Consider the following 22,075-nt stretch of genomic DNA (forward strand, 5'->3'; position numbering starts at 1 on the left):
GCCTGCTAGCCTGCGCGGCGAAAGGAGATTGCCAAATGGCATCATGGTTCAACGCGATGGCGAAAAGCATCGGTCCCAAGCTGGTGATCGTCCTTGGCCTGGGCGGTGCGGCGTGGGGGGCGATGCAGATGCTGGATCGGCCGACCGCGCCCGATGCCGAACCGATCGCGGCGCAGGCAGCCTCCCCCGCTGCCGAGGCCGCCGCGCCCCCCACAACGTCCGCCCAGCCGGTCGAACGACGCAGCGACCAGCCGATGGAGATCGACCCGCGCGCGCTGACCGTGAAGCGCGTGCTGGCTATCGACGGACCATTTCGTCATGGCGATTATGTCTGGGATGAAAAGGGCGCGCCCGCAACCGGGCCGGTCATCATCACCATCGACCTCAAGGCCGAGACGCTGTCCGTTTTCCGCGATGGCTATGAAATCGGCGCGGCGGTCATCCTCTATGGCGCGACGGACAAGCCCAGTCCGCTCGGCGCCTTTCCGATCACACAGAAGGATGCGGATCATGTGTCCAACCTGTATGATGCGCCCATGCCCTATGCGCAGCGGCTGACCAGCGACGGCGTCTTCATCCATGGCAGCGATGTCGAATATGGGCGCGGCACCCATGGCTGCATCGGCGTGCCGACAGAATTTGCCAAGAAGCTGTTCGGCGTGACGAAGATCGGCGACGTCGCGGTCATCACCAACGGCAAGATGCTGAATGTCGGCAAGGCGAAGGTCGGCGCCTAGAGCGGCGTCGTTTCGATCCGTGGCCTGGGCGCGGCGGTCAGCGCGCTGCCGGCCGAAGCGACCATGATGCTGAGCATCGCGATCCACTGGATCGACGTCAGCCGCTCGCCCAGCACGGCAAATCCCGCCAGCGCGCCGATCGCGGGCGCTGAACTGAGCAGCAGCCCGAAGGTCGGGGCGGACAGCCGCCGCATCGCCTCCATTTCCAGCGTGTAGGGAAAGGCGCTGGACAGAAAGGCGACGGCGAGCGCGACAAGCAGCAGGTGGGGCGAATGAACCGCCGTATCGATGGCGCTAACCGCCGCCGGGTTGATGATGATGGCGGCGACCAGCATCCCCCAGGCGACGGCATTGCCGCCGATCCCGGCCGACACGCGCTTGCCCGCAAGGATGTAGAGCGCCCAGCACAAGGCCGCGCCACAGGCAAAGGCGACGCCCACGGGATCAAGCCGCGCGTCGGCACGAATGGGGAGCAGGATCAGCAGGCCCGCCACTGCTGCGGCCAGCCAAACGAAATCGCGCGGACGGCGCGATCCGAACAGCACGATGGCGAGCGGCCCCGTCACCTCGATCGCGATGGCGGTGCCGAGCGGGATCCGAGCGAACGCCTGATAGATGGACAGGTTCATAAGTGCGAGCGTCGCGCCATAGGCCAGCAGCGGCCAGCGCAGGCCAGGCGGCACCGCCTGCCGCCAGGGCCGACGGAAGGACAGGAGCAACAGTGCCGCCAGCACGATCCGCAAGCCCGCCACGCCCGGCGCTCCGACCAGCGGAAACAGCGTCTTGGCGAAGGCCGCGCCCAAATTCATCGACAAAAGCGACAGCATCACAGCTCCGGTGCCGATCAGCGCGTCATGCGCGCCCTGTTCTTCGCTGCTGGCCATCGCCGGGCGCTATAGCCTATCGCGCGGACGGCGCCATGATTCTGATCGTCGTACGATTGTGTGCATTGCGGAGGCAGGTGCAACAAAGTCATACGAATGCGGGATTGACCAACGCTGTCATCGCGCCCATCTGCATCGCTTCTGTATATTGCACTGCAACATGGAGCCGGCGATGAACGCCCACCCCCATCAGGCGCACCCAGCGCTTGTCCTGTTCGCGCTGTCGGTCGGCGCCTTTGCCATCGGCACGACCGAATTCGCGGCGATGAGCCTGCTGCCTTTCTTCGCGCGCGACCTGGGCATCGATGCGCCGACGGCGGGCCATGCGATCAGCGCCTATGCGTTGGGCGTGGTCGCCGGCGCGCCGGTGATCGCGGCCTTTGGCGCCCGGCTGCCGCGACGCACGCTGCTGATCGGCCTGATGGCGATGTTCGCGCTAGCCAACGGGTTGTCGGCGCTGTCGCCCAGCTATCACTGGATGCTGCTGTTCCGGTTCCTGTCGGGCGTTCCGCATGGGGCCTATTTCGGCGTCGCTGCGTTGGTTGCCGCCAGCCTGGTGCCGATCGAAAAGCGGGCGCAGGCGATTGCGCGCATGTTCGCGGGTCTGACGGTCGCGACGATCATCGGCGTGCCGGTGGCGAACTGGATGGGCCAGGCGCTCGGCTGGCGCTGGGGCTTTGGCGTCGTGGCGGTGCTGGCGATCGCCACCGTGGCCCTGGTTGCCATTTATGCGCCGCGCGACAGGGGCGACCCCAAGGCCAGCCCGATGCGCGAGTTGACGGCGTTGCAGCGCCCGCAGGTGTGGCTGACGCTGCTGACCGGGGCGATCGGCTTTGGCGGGCTGTTCGCGGTTTACACCTATGTCGCTTCAACCATGATCGAAGTGACGCATGTGTCGGAAGCCTATGTGCCGCTGGTGCTGGCCATTTTCGGCGTGGGCATGACATTGGGCAATCTGGCGTCGGCCTGGTTGGCGGACCGGGCGCTCAATCGGACCGTCATCGGCATCATGCTGTGGAGCGCGGCGTCGCTGGCGCTGTTCCCGCTGATGGCGGGCAATGTGTGGACGCTGGGGCTCGTCATCTTCATGATCGGACTGGGCGGCGGTCTTGGCACGCCGTTGCAGGCGCGCTTGATGGACGTGGCAGGCGACGCGCAGACGCTGGCCGCCGCGCTGCATCACAGCGCCTTCAATGTCGCCAATGCGCTTGGCCCATGGCTGGGTGGCCTGTCGATCGCCGCCGGCCATGGGCTGGTGTCGACCGGCTGGATCGGCAGCGGGCTGGCGCTGGGCGGCCTTGCAGTGTTCCTGGTCGCCATCATGCTGCAACGGCGCGCGGCCCCCATGATCGCTGCGCCGGCCGAATAAAGGCGCTTTCGCGGGCCGCCGACGCCGACTAGACAGGCGCGATGACAGATACGGGACGGGAACGGGCGCTGGCGGACGCAGCGATGGCGGCGCTGCGGCAGGGCGATGCGCAACGAGCACTCGCCACCTTGCGCGACATGCAGGAACCGCCGCCCATGCTGCTGGCGCAGGCCTGCAATCGCAGCGGCGACCTGGATGGCGAGGCGGCGGCGCTGCGACGCATCCTTGACCAGGACATTCGCAATCTGCCCGCGATGCTGGCCATGGGCCAGAATGCCGATCGGCGGGGCGACGCGCGCGGCGCGACCAGCTGGTATCGGTCCGCGCTGGCCCAAGCCGCGGCCACAGGCGCGCCGCCCCAGCTCCAGCCGTTGTTGCACAAGGCGCAGGACTATGTCGCACGGTCGAGCCGGACTTTCGAAGACCATCTGATGGATGCGATCAGCGGACTGCCGGCCCTGCCCCGCATCCAGCTGGCGACCGACCTGCTGCTGGGCAAGCAGAGCCTGTTCCTGCAACAGCCCAGCATGTTCTATTTCCCCGGACTGCCGCAGCGCGCCTTTTACGAGCGGTCGGAGTTTGACTGGGTCGCCCCGATGGAGGCGATGACTGGGGCCATCGTCGCGGAACTGGAACAGGTGCGTGCGCAGGAGGCCGCCGCCTTCGCCCCCTATGTCCAGACGTCCCCGCTGCGTCCCGCGCCCAATAACCCCTTGCGCGACGATGATCGCTGGGGAGCGCTGTATTTCTGGCAGAATGGCGAGCAGGTCGCGGCCAATGCGGACCGCTGCCCGGCGGTGATGGCGACCTTGGCTTTGGCGCCCATTCCCGTCATCGTCGGCCGGTCGCCCATGGCGCTCTGGTCGCTATTGAAGCCCGGCACGCATATCCAGCCGCATCACGGCCTGCTCAACACCCGCCTCATCTGTCACTTGCCGCTGCTGACGCCAGACGGATGCGCGCTGCGGGTCGGTGCGGAAACGCGGACATGGCGCAAGGGCGAGATGCTGCTGTTCGACGACACCATCGAGCATGAGGCGTGGAACCGCAGTTCGGACACGCGGGTCGTGCTGTTGTTCGAGATATGGCGGCCTGAAATCGAGGCGGAGGAACGCGACGCGCTGACGCAACTGTTCCAGGCGATCGACCGGTTCGGCCCGGCGCAGGTCGATACGGGCGGCTGAATGGAACGTTCGCGGCAGCGCCGACCGCGAGAGAGCAACCTGGGAATGCTCTAGCGCATCTTGGCGGTGACGACGTCAAAAGGCTGGGGCCGGCCCAGATGAAAACCCTGGCCGATGGGGCAGCCATGGGCGAGCAGTAATTGCGCCTGAAGTTCCGTCTCGACGCCCTCCGCCACGACTTCCATGCCGAAACTGTCACCCAGCTTGACGATCGCATCGACAATGGCCGCGTCGCCCGCGTCATTGTCCATGTTGCTGACGAAACTGCGGTCGATCTTGAGCACATCGACCGGATAATGTTTGAGGTGGCTGAGCGAGGCATAGCCGGTGCCGAAATCGTCCAGTGCGACTCGCACCCCTTCCTTGGCGAAACAGCGCAGCGCGGTGGCGACCTGATCCGCGCCCCGGCCCAGGAACACGGTTTCCGTCACCTCCAACTCAAGATGGCGCGTGGGAATATTGGCTAGACGCAGTCGCTCCAACACCGAATCGGCAAAGCCGGCATGAGTGAAATCGGCTGCCGACGCGTTGAACGCAACGCTGCCCGGATCAAGCCCCGCATCAAGCCATCGGATGATATCGTGCAGCAGCTTGTCCAGCATCGTCTGGGTCAGTCCGACCGCGATCTCCCCATGGTCGAAGGCGGCAGCGATGCTGCCGGGCAACTGCACGCCCAGGCGCGGATGACACCAGCGCAACAGCGCCTCATAGCCCGTGACCATACGGGTGCGCAGGTCGATCTTGGGCTGGTAATAGGGCATGATCAGGTCGTCGGCGATGATCTGGCGCGCCATTCGGATCATGGAGCTGCGCTGCTGCGCCTCGGCGCGCAGACTGGAATGGAACAGCGTCAGCCGCCCGCGCCCGGCCGCCTTCGACGCGTAAAGGGCCAGGTCGGCGGCCTTGAACAGCTCATCCCCTTCGCTGCCGGCGTCGCCGCCGAACAGCGCCGCGCCCATGCTGACGCCGCAATCGAGCGAGCGCCCTTCATGCATATGCGGTCGGCGCAGGGTTTCGATCAGCGCCTTGCCCCAGGCTTCGGCGCGGGTCGCATCACTCAACGTGCTGGACAAAAGGCCAAATTCATCGCCGCCCAGGCGACCGATGACCGCATCGGGCGGAGCCGCGGCCTGCAACCGCTCGGCAAAGGCGCACAACAGTGCGTCGCCGGCATCGTGGCCCAGCGAATCATTGGTCCGTTTAAGGTCGTCTATGTCCATCAAAAGAAGGGCGAAACTGTCCCCCGACCGGCGCGCCGCCTTGGCCATGTCGTCCAGCGTCTGTTGCCATGACGACCGGTTGGGCAGTCGCGTCATGGCGTCATGCGTGGCCGCCCAGCGAATACGCCGTTCGCTGTCCTGCTGTTCGGTCACGTCCAGGAACGTGATGATGATGCGAACCGACCCGTCGGTGTCGCACCGCGTCGTCCAGCCCGTGCTCTTGATCCAGCGAAGCGCGCCGTCGGTGGCGCGATATATCCGCAGCATGTCTTCAAAATGCGCTGGCAGGCCGCCGCCGGCGACCGCGGCCAATTTGTCCTGCAAGCGCGGGCGATCATCAGCGTGGACGAGCGACAGCGCCAGTTCGGTCGTTGGCGTGACATCTGGGGACACGCCCAGCATTGCGCGCAGTTCCGGCGACCAACTGCGCTGTCCCGTCCTGCTGTCGAAATCCCATATCCCAAGTCCGGCCGACTGGATCGCCAGCCGGAACCGCTCCTCGCTTTGGGCGAGATCATGCTCGGCCATATGCCGTTCATGCACGTCTTCCAGCGATCCATACCAGCGAATGATCCGGCCATCCGCGTCGCGTCGCGCCGCCGCGCAGGCTCGCATCCAGCGATAATGGCCAGAGCGCAACCGCACGCGATATTCGATATCGACCGGTTCCCCATTGGCGAGATGCCGATCCCATATCCCCAGCACGCGGGCCTCATCCTCTGGATGCAACACCGTGGCCCATCCCTGGCCAAGCGCTTCGTCTTTCGAAATGCCGGTTATTTCCGCAAAGCGAGGCCCCACTTCCTCGATCGCTCCGTCAGGCCCGGCAGTCCAGGGAACCTGCGGGCTGAGCGCGACCGACCAGCGATAATGATCGCGGCTTTCGGCGACAGCTGCGGACAGCAATTCATGATAGGGCTGAGCATCCGCCACGATGCCGTAATAGCGCCAGTCCCCGCCGGGCAGGGGATGACGCCGCATCTCGACGCGGCACCAGCGCGGGCGGCCCGGTTCGAGCGACAATGTCACCATGATGGGGGACGGCTGCCGTTCCTTGCTGGCGGCGATCAGGGCGCGGCGATCAGCCGCGTCCAGCAGCGCCCGCCAGCCACGGCCGACAGGATCGACCGCCGGTCGCAGCGACGGCCCCGATACCGACCACCATCCGATCAGCCGACCATGCCGGTCGGCCACCCATCGAATGATGCGCGGCGACATCTCGACGAAATCGGCAGAGGGCGCCATATCGACGCCAGCGAGCAACGGGTCGGCGCCGACATAGCCATGTCCGGCTATGTCCCAACCCTGCAAAAACCGGTGGTCAACGAACCGGTCCACCGCTCCTCTCCCTCCAGGCACATTCCTGCGTCATGGAGACCCGTTTAGAGGAAAAGGTTAAACAATTTGGATATTTTCCAGCCTGGCGGGCAATCCCGGCCGGACCAGCGGCCTATCTGCGCAGAATCGTCGCGAGATCGGCGGTTCGTGGCGCGCGCTCTGGTGCTGCACCGACGGCTCCCGGATCGCTTTCGATCGGATCGAAGCGTGTCCAGCCATCGCGGCCGAGCTTTTCGAGCGGCTGGTACCGCACCTTATACTGCATCCGCGCCGCCCCCTTCACCCAATAGCCCAGATAGACATAAGGCAGGTCCGCGGCGGCCGCGCGCAGGATATGGTCCATGATGATATAGTTGCCCAGCCCGGGGCGATCCGGGGACTGGGTGTCGAAGAAACTGTAGATCATCGACAGGCCGTCGCCTTGCCGGTCCGTGAGACAGGCGCCGACCAGTTTGCCCGGCCGGCCATTGCTGCCGGGCTCGCGATATTCGACGACATGGCTATCGACCGGGGTCTGTTCGACCATGTCGGCAAAGTCCATTTCGTCCATTTCGGTCATACCCCCGCCGGGGTGGCGTACGTTCAGATAACGCTGGAGCAGCGCGAACTGCTCCTGCGTCGACCAGGGCTTGCAGGCGCTGACCACCAGATCCTCGTTCCGGCGCAGCAATTTGCGCTGGGTCGCATTGGGCCGAAATTCGTGCGTGACGACGCGGACCGACACGCAGGCGGTGCAATCGATGCAGCTGGGCCGATAGGCGACATTCTGGCTGCGGCGAAAACCGATGCGGCCAAGCGCGTCGTTGAGTTCCGCCGCATTGTCGCCGGAGAGCTCGGTGAAAACCTTGCGCTCGCTCTTGCCCGGCAGATAGGGGCACGGGCTGGGATTGGTCACGAAGAAGCGCGGGAAGCGAAACGGCGCGGTCACGCGGCTCCCCCCGGTCCTGTGCTGTCAATCCCTTGCGTCATGCGCTCGTTATGCCGATCCCGCGCGCGCAAGAAAAGCGCATTTACTATCAAAAAATGGGGGTCAAGCGTCCCATTATGCAACCTCGATCGGCGCGACCTCATAGCCGGCGGCGCGCAGCGCGCCGAGCAGGTTCTGGAGATGATCGCGGTCGCGCGTTTCGCATTCGACGTCGAGGCTGAGGCCCTTGGCCGGCAGGTTGGTGAAGATGCGCTGATGCGACAGTTCCAGGATGTTGACCGCTTCCTGATCAAAGATGCGCGCGACGTTGAACAATGCGCCCGGCCGATCCTGCAAGATGATGCGCAGCCGTGCCAGCCGGCCCGAACGGGCTAGATCGCGCAGCAGCACATTGGCCAGCAGGCGCGTGTCGATATTGCCGCCGGTCAGCACCAGTCCGACCTTGCGCCCGGCAAATTGATCGCGATGCGTCAGCAAGGCGGCAAGACCCGCACCTCCAGCCCCTTCCACCACCGTCTTTTCGATCTGGAGCAGCAGGCTGAGCGATTCTTCCAGCCGCCGCTCATTCACCAGCACGATGTCGTCGGCCAGCCGCTCGACGAAGCGGCGCGTGACCGAACCGGGCTGCTTGACGGCAATGCCCTCGGCTAGCGTGTCACCGTCGCAGGCCAGGTCCGTGCTTTTCAGGAAGCCGTACATGGACGGATAAAGCTCCGCCTGCACACCGATCAGGCGAATATCCGGCTTCATGGCGCGCGCCGCCGTGCCCATGCCCGAAAACAGGCCGCCGCCGCCGATCGGGATTACCAAAGTGTCGATCTCCGGCGCATCTTCCAGCATTTCAAGCGCGACCGTGCCCTGCCCCGCGATGATGTCGGGTTCGTCGAAGGGATGGACGAAGGTCAGCCCCTGCGCCGCCTCCAGTTCGCGGGCATGGGCATAGGCGTCATCGAACTTTTCGCCAAATTGCACCACGGTCGCGCCGTGGCTGCGGGTCTGCGTCACCTTGATGATCGGCGTGGTCGTGGGCATCACGATGGTGACGGGCACGCCCAGCCGCTTGCCATGATAGGCGAGGCCCTGCGCGTGATTGCCCGCCGAAGCGGCAATGACGCCCTTCGCCTTGGACGCATCGTCCAGTTGCAGCAGACGGTTGAGCGCGCCGCGTTCCTTGTAGGCGGCGGTGAACTGGAGATTTTCGAACTTCAGATAGACCTTGCAGCCCAGCATGTCGGACAGCGTCTGGCTGATCAACGTCGGCGTCTTGACGATCGCTCCGGCAATGCGGGTGCGGGCGGCCAATATGTCATCGACGGTGACGGGCAGCGGCAGGGCGCTTTCGATCTTCGCGAGCGTATTCATGCCCGCCCCCTAGACCAAAAACAGCTGCGAAGAAACTGGAACTGTCCCGGCACTGGCCCTATGGCGGAGGTCCAAGCACGCAAATATATGAGGCGGGATGGCTAGGATCGCGTTTATCGGCCTGGGGACCATGGGGGCTCCGATGGCTGGACATCTGGCGAAGGCCGGGCATGAGCTGACGGTCTACAACCGATCCATCGGCAAGGCGAAAAGCTGGGCCGAAGCCTATGGCGGCGCGGTCGCGATCAGCCCGGCCAAGGCCGCAGAGGATGCGGACATCGTCATCAGTTGCGTGGGCACCGACGATGATCTGGCGCAGGTGGCGCTGGGGCGCGAAGGCGCGTTCCGATCCATGCAGCCGGGCGGCCTGTTCATCGACCACACCACCGTATCCGCGCGCATCGCCCGGCAATTGTTCGTGGAAGGCGAAAGCCGCGGCATCCACAGCGTCGACGCGCCTGTCACCGGCGGCCATTCGGGCGCGCAGGACGGCAAGCTCGCCATCATGTGCGGGGGCAGCGAACCGGCGGTCGCGGCGGCGAAGATCGTGATGCAGGCCTATGCCACGCGCATCGTCCATGTCGGCGGCGCGGGCGCGGGCCAGACCGCCAAGATGGCGAACCAGATCTGCATCGCCGGCATTATCCAGGGCCTGTCCGAAGCCTTGCGGTTCGCGCAGGCGGCGGAACTGGATCTGGACGCGGTGTTCGAGGCGATTTCGGGCGGCGCGGCGCAAAGCTGGCAGATGGACCGATATTGGGGAACGATGGCGCGCGACGAATTCGACTTCGGCTTCGCCGTCGACTGGATGCGCAAGGATCTGGGACTGGCGCTGGACGAAGCGCGCGCCAATGGCGCGACATTGCCGGTGACGGCGATGATCGATCAATTTTACGCCGATGTGCAGGCCATGGGCGGCCATCGGCAGGACACGAGCGCATTGGTGCGGAGACTGACCCGAGCATGAAGATTTTCGTTTCGAGCGCCGCGATCGCGCTCGCCCTGTGTCCGCTGCCGGTTCTGGCGGCGGGCGTCATCGACAATGTGAACGGCATCGCGCTGGACGCCAATGGCAAGATCGTGCGCTTCGGCGCGCTGATGATCGACGATGACGGCAAGGTCGAAAAGCTGATCGAGGGCCGCTACAAGGAACCGGAATATAAACGGCCCAAGAAGCGCAAGAAGGGCGAGCCCTGGCCCGAGCCGCCCAAGGGGCTGGCATTCAAGCTGGACGGCGGCGGCAAGACGCTGATCCCCGGCCTCATCGACGCGCATGGCCATGTGATGGGCTATGGCCTGTCGCTGATCACGCTCGACCTGTCGGACACGACATCGCTGGCGCAGGCGCAGGAGAAGATCCGCGCCTATGTCGCCGCCAATCCGGGCCGCAAATGGATCATCGGCACGGGCTGGAACCAGGAACAATGGGGTCTGGGCCGATTTCCCACCGCCGCTGACCTGGACGCGGCGGTCAGCGACATTCCGGTGTGGCTGGAACGGGTGGACGGCCATGCCGGCTGGGCCAACAGCGCCGCCATCCGCGCGGCCGGGATCACCGGCGCGACCAAGGCGCCGGCGGGCGGGCGGATCGAAATGACGGGCGGCAAGCCTGCGGGCGTGTTGGTCGACCGGGCGATGGACCTGATGCAGAAGGTCGTGCCGCCGCCCGCGCCCAAGGATCGCGACCTGGCCCTTGAAAAGGCGCAGCGCGCGCTACTGTCGATGGGCATCACCGGCATCGCCGACATGGGCACCAGCATCGAGGATTGGCAGGCGTTCCGCCGGTCGGCCGATCGCGGCGCGCTGCGCGTGCGGATCATGTCCTACGCCATGGGGCTGGACAATATGGTGCTGATCGCCGGGCCGGAACCGACGCCATGGCTGTATGACGACCATCTGCGCATGGGCGGGATCAAGCTGCTGCTGGACGGCGCGCTGGGATCGCGCGGGGCATGGCTGAAGGGCGACTATGCCGATGCGCCGGGCCAGCGCGGCCTTCGCTTGATCCCCGACACGCAATTGCGCAACATCATGAGCCGGGCGGCGATGGACAATTTCCAGGTCGCGATGCACGCGATTGGCGATGCCGCCAATGGCGAGGCGCTGGACGCGATTCAGGAACTGGCCGAAACCTACAAGGGCGACCGGCGCTGGCGCATCGAACATGCGCAAATCATCGATCCGGCCGACCTGCCGCGCTTCGGTCCGCTGGGCGTGGTTGCTTCGATGCAGCCGGTGCATGAAGCGTCGGACTGGCGCATGGCGACGGCGCGGCTGGGCGAAGCCCGACTGGCGGGCGCCTATGCGTGGAAGACGATGCTCGACAATCGCGTGCCGCTCGCCTTCGGCTCCGACGTGCCGGTGGAAAGCCCCAATCCCTTCCCCGGCATCGCGGTCGCCATGTCGCGGGAGGATGCAAAGGGTCAGCCGGTCGGCGGATGGATGCCGCAGCAACGCGTGAGCTTTCAAGCGGCGCTCGACGGCTTCACCCGGCAGGCGGCCTATGCTGGTTTTGCGGAAAAGAAGTTCGGCAGCCTGGTGCCGGGCCAACGCGCCGATTTCCTGCTGATCGACCGCGATATTTCGACCGCGCAGCCGGCCGATATTCGCACGACGCAGGTGCTGGAAACCTGGATCGGGGGCAAGCGCGTCTATGTGAAGGGGCAGTAACGCCCCTTCCCTGTCGCCTTACATCGCGTTGTCGGCGGCGTTGAACGCCTCTTCCATAGTCTCGGGCAGCGGCGGCTGGACCGGCTTGTCGCAGCCCGCTTCCTTCATATGCGCGCGCAGCATGTCCATGCGGTCGAGGTTCCAGCGCGCCAGCGGCACGCCCAGCGGCCGGAAGTCGGCGCGCTCGAACAGCTGCACCACATAATTGTGGCACAGTTCATCGACCTGCTCGATGGTCAGCATGCCAAGGTTCATGACCATCGGCCGCCCCGGCACGCCGTTGCGCCCCCGCACCAGGTCGGTGACATAGAGGCCGCCGCGCGGGTCGACCAACACGACGTCGGCTTCGCTCGAATCGATCAGCCGATGGCTGGCGGCGTAGGGCGCGACAAATTCATAGGTGCGCCAGACAAGGTAGCCGCTCGACAGGATGGTGACGAGCAGGCCGATCAGCACCGGCCGCATCGCGTCCTGCGGGCGGAAACGCGCCCAGCCCAGGCCGGCAAGCAGGCAGAAGGGGCCGATGAAGCCATGGGCGTAGCGAAAGCCCCAGCCATAGCCCTGCGCCAACGCCAGTCCGCACCCCGCCACACAGCCCAGCGCCAGCGGCAGTGCGATTTCCCGACCGGCCAGCAGCGCGCGCCAGCGCATCGCCGCGACGCCCAGCGCGGCGAGCGGCACCATCAATATGTTGTTCCAGGCGATATAGCGGGTGAGGTTGACCAGCGGCTGCCAGCGATCGCCCAGCCGTTCGAACAGGCTGCCAATCTTGTCCGCCACCCCGGCCGACGGGCGAACATCCGCCGGCGCGCCCAGCGCGTGCAACAGGAAACCCGGCCACAGCTTGGCCCACACGATCACGATCGCCACCAGCGTCAGCGCATGGAAGGCCGCCACCTGCCAGCGGCGCGCCAGCAGCATCCACAGGATGAAGGGCGCGATGAACAAGGGCGGGAAATGCCATTGGTGCAGCCCCGCCGCGATCAGCGCAACCAGCCCCGCCGCGCCATGGCCCAGCCATCCGCCGCGCAGCACCAGAGCAAGCCAGACGAGGTTGAGCGCGAAATGCCCCGTCATCGCATAGGGCGTCATGGCCGTGACCCACAGCTGGCAGGATGAAAAGGCGAGGATCAGCGTGACCCACACCGCATCGGGCCGGTCTGGCATCAGGCGCAGCGCCACGCGCCACAGGGCGATAAGGCCAGTCATCAGCAGCACCGGCCCGGCCAGATTGGGATCGCCCAATTGCCAGAACAAAGCCTGGATCGCGCTGTTCACCGGCAGATAGGCGGCAGTCCAGTAATCCGCCGCACCGAAGGGCGAGAAAAATTCGGGCATGATCGCCCGGCGATAGGGTTCCCATTCGATCGGGATGGGCCGGGCGAACAGCCCTTCGCGCATATAGGCGGCGGCGAAGCGGGCGACTTCCTCGTCCCGGCTGATCGCATAATCCTGAAACAGCGCATAATGGCCGGTCCAGGCGGCAAGGCCCAGCAGCACGACCAACGGTATCACGATGCGCGCGGTGGGCGGCGGCAGGCTGAAACCACGCCCTTCCGCCCAGGGCGCGGCGAGCGCCAGCAACGCCAGAGCGCCCAGCAGCGCGGGCAAATCCTGATCGAGCAGCAGGATGACGGCCAGGCTGATCCCCTGCCGATAGGTGACATGCCACAGGAAGGTGCCAAGCACCCAGAGCGTCAGGCACACGGCCCCCGCCAGGAACAGGCGTCGCGCGGACACGAACGATCCGGGCGCGCCCATGGTCAGTCGCGCACCAGCGTCCGGTTGACGAAAATGCCGTCCATTTCGACCAGCAGCGGGAAATGCCCCTTATTATTGGCGAAGAAGGCGGACGGCATGAAATCGCGCGCTTCCAGCCAGTCGATCATCGCGCGATAGCCGGTGCCGCCGTCATAGATGGGGCGCACGCCCAGTTCGGTCTGGACGCCCAACATCCGACCGATGGCATCCCCCGCCCCTTCGCACACCGACAGGTCGTGGCCCTGCGTATCCATCTTGAGGAACGGCCGGGCAAAGCCATGCTGCGCGAGCAATTCCGGCAACAGCGTATCGAGCCGGCGGCACTGCATCTCGACCGTCTTCGTCACCTTGTTGCGATCGGCGAAGATGGCGTCCTGCACACCCGATGGCTTTTTCAACGAACTGAACTGATCGGCCGCCATGATGTTGAAGCTGGCCGTCCCGTCGAAATCGGACAGCGCCATGTTGAACACATGCCAGCGCGGATCGGCGGCGGCGCGCTTTTCCAGCAGCGCGAAAATATCGGGATTGGGCTCGAAGGAGAGGATGAGGCCTCTGTAGCCGGCATCCCGGCGCGCCATCGTCGCATATTGGCCGCGATTGGCCCCGACATCGAACAGGCAATCGACGGCGAAGCTGATGAGGAACCGGCGCAGCGCCTGCACCTCCGGATATTGGTGGACGCGGCCCGCCGCCGCCAGCCGCAGCGCCAGCAGCCGATCGCCCAGTTCGCGGCGATAGCGGCTCATGCCCGCTGCTCCAGCACGCGCTGATAAATGTCGATCGTCGTTGCCGCCATTTCCCGCCAGGACCCCATAGTGTCTCCATAGGCGCGCGCACGGGCGCCCTGTTCCCGCCTGATGGCGGGGCTTTCGATCAGGGGCAAGAGCGCTTCGCCCAAGGCCGCTGCGTCCCCGGCCGGCGCGCGCGTCGCGACGCCATCGGGCAACTGGCCGAACATGCCCGCGTCCGACGTGACCATCGCCTTGCCATGATGGAGCGCGGAAAGAAACGCCCCGCTCGAATCGATATAGCGATAGGGAAAGGCGATCATGTCCGCGCGCGCCATATGCGCGTCGAGCCGGCCTTCGGTCAGGAAGCCCAGATCCGTCACCAGCCGGTCGGCAAAACCGGCGCGCGCGACGGCCTCGATCATCGGCGTCATGTCGATGAAGGGCTTGCCCGCGATCACCAGTTCAAAGCCATGACCCTGCCGCCAAAGGAAAATGCAGGCGTCGACCAGCACGTCCACGCCCTTATAGGGCCGGATGGTGCCGAAGAAGAGCAGGCGCGGCAGCATCGGTTGCGGCACGGCGTCAAGGTCCGCCTGCGTCGCGCGCGCCAGGCGCATGGGCGGGTGCGGCGTCACATGGATGCGGGCCGGGGCGATGCCCTGCCCGACCAACGCTGCGCGGGTCGTGTCCCCATGAACGATCAGCGCATCGAAGCCGTCAAGCAGCGCGCGATAGCCGCGCCCCTGAACCCCCGCATCGGCATGATAGGCGTCGGCATTGTGGACGGTGTGAACCAGCGCTACGCGGCCCGCCAGTCGCTTCAGCATCAGCCGGTCGGCGGGTCCGAGCGGCAGCCACTGGACGTGGACGACATCGGCTTGCGTCAGCAGGCGCAGATCGCCTAGCGCGCAGGCCAGCCCATATTCCGCTGCCTTGGCCAGGCGAAAGGCGCGCCCTTCGCCCAGCCGGTCGCGCAGCGCCTCGCTGCGGCGGAAGAAATGCGGGCGATAGTGATAGCCCTGGGGTTCGATCGCATCAGTGGCGCGCATCGGGCGACCGAGCAACGTTACCTGCGCACCCTGCGCGGCCAGCGCCGCGCACAGGCTGTCGTCATAGCGCCCGGTGAAGAGCGACGGATCGAGCATCGCGACCTTCATGCGCGCGCCAGTGTCCGCAGCGAGAGAAGATGCAGCCCCGCCACCGCGATCAGGGTCAGCGCATAGAGCGTCAGGAAACCGAGATCGAAGCGGCCGGGAAACAGCGAGAGGGCGAGCGGCGCGCTCGCCAGCGATCCGGCGAGAAAGGGCAGCGACCGGCCGAGCAGATGCGCGAAACGGCCCAGCGCCGCCTGTACATAGACCGACACGCTGACGACCGTGAGCGCGGCGAGCGCCAGCAGGATGAGGCCGATGTCCGCGCGGTCGATGCTCGCCTGGCCGTCGAACAGGATCGTGAACAGCCGATCGCCCGCCCCCCACAAGACCGCCGCCAGCGCCAGCGCGAACAGCATCGCGGCAGCGAGCGCGCGGCCCAGCAATTGCCGCAGCCGCGGCCGGTCGCCGGCATGATAGGCGCGGGTGATGCGGGGCAACACCGCCTCCACCAGGGCGCGGACCAGCATCGACAGGGCGCGCGCCATCTTGAAGAAGAAATCGAACACCAGCATCGGCCGCGCGTCCGACGTCACCACCGCAATGGTGAAATAGGGCGCGTTATAAGCGATGATGTCCGACACGGTGAATGCCGCCGACGCGCCGATGTCGCGCATATAGTGGCTGCGCACATGGCCCCCACCCACGCGCACGGCCAGCCAGTGACGCCGGCGCATCCCCAGCCGCCGGTGAACATGGCCGATGGCGACACCGATCATGATGACGCTGACGACCAGTTGCAGCGCGACCGACAGGCGCGGGTCGAGGCCCGCCAGGATGGCGAGCAGCAGTGCGATGGTGACGACGCGGCGCGCGCAATCGAGCGCCTCCCACAGGAAATTGCCATCGACCGCCGCCAGCGCGCGCTTTGCGAGCAAAGCCGGCAGGTTGAGGCAGGCGGACAGGAAGAACAGCAGGAACAGGAAAGGCATGGCCGTCGCCAGCCAGCCCATGACGAGCGCGATCACTAGGATCAGCGTTCCGCCCGCGACCAGCAGGCCCAGGAACAGGAACAGTACGCCCATTTCCTCCAGCCGGAAGCCGCCATCGTCCGTGCCCTCGCCGCGCCCCAGCCAGTGCCGCCGCAAGCGGGCGTAGATGATGCTGGTGAGGCCGAATTCCGCCGAAATGGTGAAATTGCCGAACGCGACCAGCAGCAGGAAGGCCTGAAATTCCGCGATCGGGAGCACGCGCACGAATACGAAGGTGACGGCAAAGCCCCAGATCAGCACCAACCCGACATTGGCGAGTTTCACCAGGGCCAGGATGCGGGCGCTGCCCTCCAACCGGGCGAGGCGGCTCATCGTGGCTTGCGCGCCCTGAACAGCCGGTCGTCGAGCGCGTAGAAATGACGCAGGTCGGGGTCGATCGACGCGGCGTCAATCTCCTCCAGATCGAAGCCCGCGGCGCGGATGCGGTCCGCGAAATCGGGGCCATATTGGCGGACATGGTCCCACTGGCCAAAGCGCCGTTCCCGCTCGCGCGGGGGCATGGCGAAACTGCCATCCTCGGTCGGCTTGTCCCATAACGGGACAATTAGCCAGGCCTCGCCGCCCGGCTTCAATGCGCGCAATATGTTGCGCAGCACCGCCCTATCGTCGGGCACATGCTCCATCACATGGCTGGCGTAGAACAGGTCGTAGCGATCGACGTCGGCCAGTTTCATCAGGTCGACGCGCTGCATTCCGGGAACGGTGTAGCGCGCGGGGTCGAGATCGGCGGGGACATAATCGGCCGCAGCGGAAAAGCGGCGGACCAGGCTGCCTTCATTGGGGGCCATGTGCAGCACCGCGCCATCGACCGGCACGGTCAGGCGGCCTTCCCCGATCAGCCAGTTCATCAGCCGCTCGCGCGGGGACGCGCCGCAGGCCGGGCAGCCCCATTCGGGGTTGTCGCCATAGCGGAAGAAACCGACCACCGTCCTGCCGCAGGCCGGGCAGCCGCGCGACGCGCGCGCGCCCAGCGCCTGGCGCAGTTTCAGCGCAGTCCGGGTCAGATGCTTGCCGGCGGCCTTGGCCACCCGCTGGACAGTAATCACGTCAGTCTCCGCATGGGGTCAGGCCAGCGCCTATACTATATCGTCGCGCAGAAGCGAGAGGGTCAGCGCGATTGCGCCGGGTTCCAGATGGTGACGGTGCGCCCGCGCATCGCCTTTGTCACGCCCTGCAAGGTGGCAGCATAGGCGATCAGCATGTCGACCAGCGCCGCTAGGGGGCCGCGGCGCGCGCGGGTGCCCGTCAGGACGGCGAAGGCGACGACAGCGACGCCGATGACCAAAAGCAGCGGAGAGAGACGCCAGGCGAGGATCGCGGCCGCCAGCGCGCCGGTCAGGATGAACGCCCCGCCGAACCAGCGGACAATCTTGCGCGACGCATATTTGAAGCGGTCGATCGCGGCCATGCGGCGCAATTGCGGGCGAAGGTAACGGTGCGTGTGCCAGGCGCGCGCGGCGATGCGGACCTTGCGCCGATATTCGTCACCGCGCGCCGTCACCAGCCGTTCGCGGGCGATGACATCCTTCGCCTTGATGAGCCGCCGGCCGGCGAACACGATCGCCATCGACACGGTGAGGTCGTCGAGCACGCTGTCGGGGAATTCGGGGTAGAGGCTGCGGCGGATCGAGAAGATGGAGCCATCCGCGCCCAACACATTGCCGGTCCGCGATTCCTCGTCCTTCAGCCGTTCCTCAAGCCGCCAGTACAGCGACCCGACCGATGCGGTGGCGCTTTCGTCCGCGCCGACATAGTGGAGCGATCCGAGCACGCCGCCGATCGCCGGATCGGCATAGCGGGCGAGCAGCCGGTCGATGGCGTCAGGGTCCAGCAGCACATTGGCGTCGGTGAAGATCAGCACGTCGCCGCGCGCGCGGGCGGCAAGCTGCTTCATGCCATGCGCCTTGCCGCTGCGTCCGGGACCGCGCAGCAGCGTGACATGCCCCGCGGCCGCGATCAGATCGCCAGTGCCGTCGCTCGACCCGTCGTCGAAGGCCAGGCATTCCAGATCGGGATGGCGCTGGCACAGCATGGCGATGTTGGCGAGCTTTTCCGGCATCGCGTCGGCTTCATTATAGGCGCAGAACAGCAGCGAGGCGCTGGGGAGCGGCGCTGCGACCGGCTGTTCGGCGCGCGTCGGCAGCGCGCGCAGGATCAGCGGATAGCAAAGAAACGGCCAGGCGACGGCGATCAGGCACAGCGCCAGAATGACAAGCAAAATCAGGTCGATCGCGGGCATGCTTAATAAGCCTTGTGATGCACGAGCACGCCCAGCGTCGCGACGATGATGCGCATGTCGCGCCAGATCGACCAGTCGCTGACATATTCGAGGTCCGACTGAAGCCGGTCGATCAGGTCCTGATGATGGTCGGTGGAGCCGCGATGGCCGCGCACCTGGGCAAGGCCGGTCATGCCCGGCTTGATGCAATGGCGCGCCCAGTAACGCGGGTCGACTTCCCAATAGAGGCTGTTGCCCGCCTTCGCGGCCGCGGCATGGGGACGTGGACCAACGATGCTCATGTCGCCTTTCAACACGTTGAAAAGCTGTGGCAATTCATCGATGCTGGTGCGCCGCAGGAATGCGCCGACGCGGGTCACGCGATCATCGTCGCGACGCGTGAGCGTCGCGGCCTGATGATCGCTGGCGTCCGTGCGCATCGATCGAAACTTGTAAATGGAAAAGGACCGCGCGTCCTTGCCGATGCGCGGCTGGCGAAACAGCGCCGGGCCGGGGCTGGTCAACCGCACCGCCAGCGCCGCGCCGAGCAGGATGGGCGACAGCAGGATCGTGGCGGTCCCCGCGACGATCAGGTCGAACAGGCGCTTGATCAGGCGATCGCGAAACTGGAGCGGGCCGCCCGCGACGATGATCGTGGGCTGGCCATCGAACTGATCGACTCGCGCGGGCGCAAAGCGCAGCAATTCGGGCACAACGATTTCGCCGCGCGCGGACAGCGACTTGAGCGCCGCCGACCAGTCGTCCATGCGCTCCATCGGGCAGGCGACGATCACCCGTTCCGCCATGCCCACGGCAGCGGCGAGCCGGGCGGCCATGTCAGCGTCATGCCGTTCGGGGCGCAGATTGGCGGCGTCGGCATCGACGATACTGGCATGGAAGCCCGTCGCGATCGTCACGCCATCCAGGATGACGGCGGTCAGATGCGGCACGCCGCCCAGCAGGCTGACCGCCAGCCGCGCCACCGCCACCCGCACCAGCGCCAGACAAAGCGCGCCCAGCCCCAGCCCCGTGACGAAGGTCAGGCGCGACAATTGCTCGGCGATCTTGCCCAGATAGACGATCAGCAGCATCAGCAGCGCCGCCTGCGCCAGCGCCCACAGCGCCCGCACGATCCCCCGCCGCAGATGGTCGATCGTGTTGATGCCATAGGCCCCGCCCTGCACCGCCAGCAGCGCGTAGAGCGGCGCGACCATGGCGAACATGACGATGCCGTGCGGCTTGCCCGGCTCGCCCCACAGCGCGCCCAGCACGAACCAGTTGGCGGCCAGGAAAGCGCAGAACAGCCCGGCCATGTCCCCCGCCAGGCACAGCGCATAAAGGCGCAACCGCACCATTTCCTTGGAAACTGTCATGCTGGCATTCTGCATCATCATCGGCTGCTGCGTTGGCATTGTGCGGGGCGGGTGGCAAGGGGAAGCGCCATAACCGATAAGTTGGCGCGCTGCGCTTCTCGATTTTGCGTTGAGCAGGCAGAGATAAACCCGTTGGTGCTGAGCAGCGGCTGAGCGAAGGCGAAGACCTGTATCGAAGCACAAATCCTTCGATACGCCATTTTGCCAGGCTCAATGGCTACTCAGGACGAACGGAAAGGTTTGCGCTCTTTGAACTACCCCCCAAACAATCGCCCCAGCGCCTTGTCCAGCATCAGCAATTGCCACAGCAGCCGGCCATGGTCGGCCACGCCAGCTTTGTGGTCGGCGGCGACCTTCGCCAGCATCCGGGCGTCGAACCAGTCGGTCTTCGCCAGCGCCGATCCGCCGGCGATGGCGCTCGCCTCGCCCGCCAGCGCGCCTCGGAACCAGGCGCTGATCGGCGTGACGAAGCCCATTTTCTGGCGGTAAAGTATGTCCTGCGGCAGGAAAGGCTCCATCGCCTTCTTCATCAGCGCCTTGCCGCTGTTACCGCGAATGCGTTGCGCCACCGGCAGGCGTGCGGCGAATTCGACGAGACGATAGTCGAGCAGAGGCTCGCGCGCCTCCAGGCTGACGGCCATGCTCATCCGGTCGGTCTTGGCCAAAATGTCGCCGGGCAGCCAGATGCGGATATCGGCATATTGCGCGCGGTCGAGCGGATCGCGCGCGGGCGCATTCGCCATCGCCTTGATGTAGCGATCCTCGGCGCGATAGGCGCCCAGCCGGCTTTTCATCTCCTGGCTGAAGAGGCGCCGGCGCAGGGCGTGGGGCGTGACGCCAACGGAGGCGGCATAGGCTTCGCCACCGTCCCCCGCCAGTTCCAGGAAGGTCGACTTGGCGCGCAGGACGCGCGGCGCCCAATCGGCCTTGGGATAATAGCGGCCAAGCGTTCCGAACAAGGGTTGGCGCACCGATGCGGGGATCAGGCCGCGCAGCCTTTCCCCCTGCATCTGGAAGCGGTGGCGGCGATAGCCCGCAAAGGCTTCGTCCGCGCCATCACCCGACAGCGCCACCGTCACCTGCTCGCGCGCCAGTTCGCACACCCGATAGGTGGGCAATGCGGAGGCGTCAGCGAAGGGTTCGTCGAAATGATGGGCCAGCGTGTCGATCAACCCATAATCATCGGGTGATACGATGCGCGCGCGGTGATCGGTGGCGAAGCGCCGGGCGACGCGGTCGGCATAGGCGGTTTCGTCCAGGCTCGCGACGTCGAAGCCGATGGTGCAGGTCTTGACCGCGCGCTGCGAGGCTTCGGCCATCAGCGCGACGACGCTGCTGCTGTCGACCCCGCCCGACAGGAACGCGCCCAGCGGCACGTCCGCCACCATGCGCGACCGCACCGCCTGGCGCATCAGCGCGACCAGTTCCTCCTCCAGCGCCTCTGGCTTCGCCTTGCTGCGGTCGGCGAAACTGACGTCCCAATAACGGTGCGGCTGCGGCAAGGAACGGCCCCGCACCAGCCGCAGCGTTTCGCCCGCGCCCAGCTTGCGCACGCCCGCGATCAGGCAGGCGTCGTCGGGAATATAGCCATAGGCCATATAGTCCTCGACCGCCGACAGGTCAGGCGCGCGGCGCAGCAGCGGATGGGCGAGCAGGCTTTTCAATTCCGACCCGAAGATCAGGCTGCCATCCGACAGCAGCGCATAATGGAGCGGCTTCACCCCCAGCCGGTCGCGCGCCAGCCAGAGCGACTGCGCGCGCGCATCGAACAGGGCGAAGGCGAACATGCCGTTGAAGCGATGCACGCAGTCCTCGCCCCATTGGCGGTAGCCGTGCAGGATGACTTCGGTGTCGCTGGAAGTGCGGAAAATATGCCCCTTGGCCTCCAGTTCGGCGCGGACTTCAGCGAAATTGTAGATTTCGCCGTTGAAGACGACGGCCAGGCTTTCATCCTCGGTCAACATCGGCTGCGCGCCGCCGGCCAGGTCGATGATCGACAGGCGCAGATGGCCAAGGCCGACGCCCGGCGCTGTCCACACGCCGCTGCCGTCCGGGCCGCGATGGGGCATCGCGTCCAGCATCGCGCGCACCCGCGCAGGATCGACGGGCTTTGCCGTTTCGAGGTGGAAGATGCCCGCTATGCCGCACATGGGA

Annotated in this window: 17 protein-coding genes; 5 read left to right on the forward strand and 12 right to left on the reverse strand. The window is 66.1% G+C overall.

The genetic code is table 11. The annotated features are described in order from the left end of the window. Nucleotides 1-35: 35 nt before the first annotated feature. Nucleotides 36-737: a L,D-transpeptidase family protein gene (locus LL253_RS10020; protein WP_228227097.1), complete on the forward strand. Its 702-nt coding sequence runs from the start codon at nt 36-38 to the stop codon at nt 735-737. On the opposite strand, the gene LL253_RS10025 is transcribed toward LL253_RS10020, so the two are convergent. Further along, nucleotides 734-1,621, reverse strand: a complete 888-nt coding sequence (locus LL253_RS10025) for an EamA family transporter (RefSeq protein ID WP_228227098.1) — start codon at nt 1,619-1,621, stop codon at nt 734-736. The two genes, LL253_RS10020 and LL253_RS10025, sit on opposite strands and share 4 nt — an antisense overlap. Before the next feature lie 172 nt (nt 1,622-1,793). Here LL253_RS10025 and LL253_RS10030 point away from each other — a divergent pair, with 172 nt between their 5' ends. Both LL253_RS10030 and LL253_RS10035 read left to right on the forward strand, forming a co-directional pair. After that, nucleotides 1,794-2,990: an MFS transporter gene (locus LL253_RS10030; protein ID WP_228222921.1), complete on the forward strand. Its 1,197-nt coding sequence runs from the start codon at nt 1,794-1,796 to the stop codon at nt 2,988-2,990. A 41-nt stretch (nt 2,991-3,031) separates the two neighbouring features. Further along, nucleotides 3,032-4,174 carry an aspartyl/asparaginyl beta-hydroxylase domain-containing protein gene (locus LL253_RS10035; protein WP_228227099.1) on the forward strand — a complete coding sequence of 381 codons (1,143 nt, stop codon included), beginning with the start codon at nt 3,032-3,034 and terminating at the stop codon, nt 4,172-4,174. A 50-nt stretch (nt 4,175-4,224) separates the two neighbouring features. Here LL253_RS10035 and LL253_RS10040 read toward each other — a convergent pair whose 3' ends face one another. The 3 genes from LL253_RS10040 to LL253_RS10050 all read right to left on the reverse strand — a co-directional run bounded on the left by LL253_RS10040 (nt 4,225) and on the right by LL253_RS10050 (nt 9,022). Then, complete coding sequence (locus LL253_RS10040; protein ID WP_407696092.1) at nt 4,225-6,732, reverse strand: EAL domain-containing protein; 2,508 nt, start codon at nt 6,730-6,732, stop codon at nt 4,225-4,227. Between the two features lie 112 nt (nt 6,733-6,844). Further along, a complete protein-coding gene (locus tag LL253_RS10045) occupies nt 6,845-7,660 on the reverse strand; it encodes an arginyltransferase (protein WP_228227100.1) in 816 nt (271 codons plus the stop codon). Nucleotides 7,661-7,774: 114 nt separating this feature from the next. Beyond that, nucleotides 7,775-9,022, reverse strand: coding sequence for a threonine ammonia-lyase (locus tag LL253_RS10050; protein ID WP_228222918.1), 1,248 nt, complete (start codon nt 9,020-9,022; stop codon nt 7,775-7,777). A 97-nt stretch (nt 9,023-9,119) separates the two neighbouring features. On the opposite strand from LL253_RS10050, the gene LL253_RS10055 reads away from it, so the two are divergent. Next, on the forward strand, nt 9,120-9,989 hold the full coding sequence (locus LL253_RS10055) for an NAD(P)-dependent oxidoreductase (RefSeq protein ID WP_037542349.1): 870 nt from the start codon (nt 9,120-9,122) through the stop codon (nt 9,987-9,989). Continuing rightward, the gene (locus LL253_RS10060; protein ID WP_228227101.1) at nt 9,986-11,692 is read left to right on the forward strand and encodes an amidohydrolase; all 1,707 of its coding nucleotides are present in this window, start codon (nt 9,986-9,988) and stop codon (nt 11,690-11,692) included. The genes LL253_RS10055 and LL253_RS10060 overlap by 4 nt, the downstream gene beginning before the upstream one ends. Nucleotides 11,693-11,710: 18 nt before the next feature. Here LL253_RS10060 and LL253_RS10065 read toward each other — a convergent pair whose 3' ends face one another. From LL253_RS10065 to LL253_RS10100, 8 genes are all read right to left on the reverse strand, one after another. Continuing rightward, the gene (locus LL253_RS10065) at nt 11,711-13,453 is read right to left on the reverse strand and encodes an MFS transporter (RefSeq protein WP_228227102.1); all 1,743 of its coding nucleotides are present in this window, start codon (nt 13,451-13,453) and stop codon (nt 11,711-11,713) included. A gap of 2 nt (nt 13,454-13,455) precedes the next feature. Next, nucleotides 13,456-14,202: an FkbM family methyltransferase gene (locus LL253_RS10070; RefSeq protein ID WP_228227103.1), complete on the reverse strand. Its 747-nt coding sequence runs from the start codon at nt 14,200-14,202 to the stop codon at nt 13,456-13,458. Continuing rightward, complete coding sequence (locus LL253_RS10075) at nt 14,199-15,344, reverse strand: glycosyltransferase family 4 protein (RefSeq protein ID WP_228227104.1); 1,146 nt, start codon at nt 15,342-15,344, stop codon at nt 14,199-14,201. The genes LL253_RS10070 and LL253_RS10075 overlap by 4 nt, the downstream gene beginning before the upstream one ends. Continuing rightward, the gene (locus LL253_RS10080; RefSeq protein ID WP_228227105.1) at nt 15,341-16,642 is read right to left on the reverse strand and encodes a hypothetical protein; all 1,302 of its coding nucleotides are present in this window, start codon (nt 16,640-16,642) and stop codon (nt 15,341-15,343) included. Before LL253_RS10080 ends, LL253_RS10075 begins: the two co-directional genes overlap by 4 nt. Then, a complete protein-coding gene (locus LL253_RS10085; protein ID WP_228227106.1) occupies nt 16,639-17,376 on the reverse strand; it encodes a class I SAM-dependent methyltransferase in 738 nt (245 codons plus the stop codon). The genes LL253_RS10080 and LL253_RS10085 overlap by 4 nt, the downstream gene beginning before the upstream one ends. A 62-nt stretch (nt 17,377-17,438) precedes the next feature. Beyond that, nucleotides 17,439-18,569, reverse strand: coding sequence for a glycosyltransferase family 2 protein (locus LL253_RS10090; RefSeq protein WP_228227107.1), 1,131 nt, complete (start codon nt 18,567-18,569; stop codon nt 17,439-17,441). Nucleotides 18,570-18,571: 2 nt separating this feature from the next. After that, nucleotides 18,572-19,942: a sugar transferase gene (locus LL253_RS10095; RefSeq protein ID WP_228227108.1), complete on the reverse strand. Its 1,371-nt coding sequence runs from the start codon at nt 19,940-19,942 to the stop codon at nt 18,572-18,574. Nucleotides 19,943-20,175: 233 nt separating this feature from the next. Beyond that, nucleotides 20,176-22,071, reverse strand: a complete 1,896-nt coding sequence (locus LL253_RS10100) for an XrtA/PEP-CTERM system amidotransferase (protein WP_228227109.1) — start codon at nt 22,069-22,071, stop codon at nt 20,176-20,178. Nucleotides 22,072-22,075 lie beyond the last annotated feature (4 nt).

Source organism: Sphingobium soli (assembly GCF_020782245.1).
In the GTDB taxonomy this organism is placed as follows: domain Bacteria; phylum Pseudomonadota; class Alphaproteobacteria; order Sphingomonadales; family Sphingomonadaceae; genus Sphingobium; species Sphingobium soli.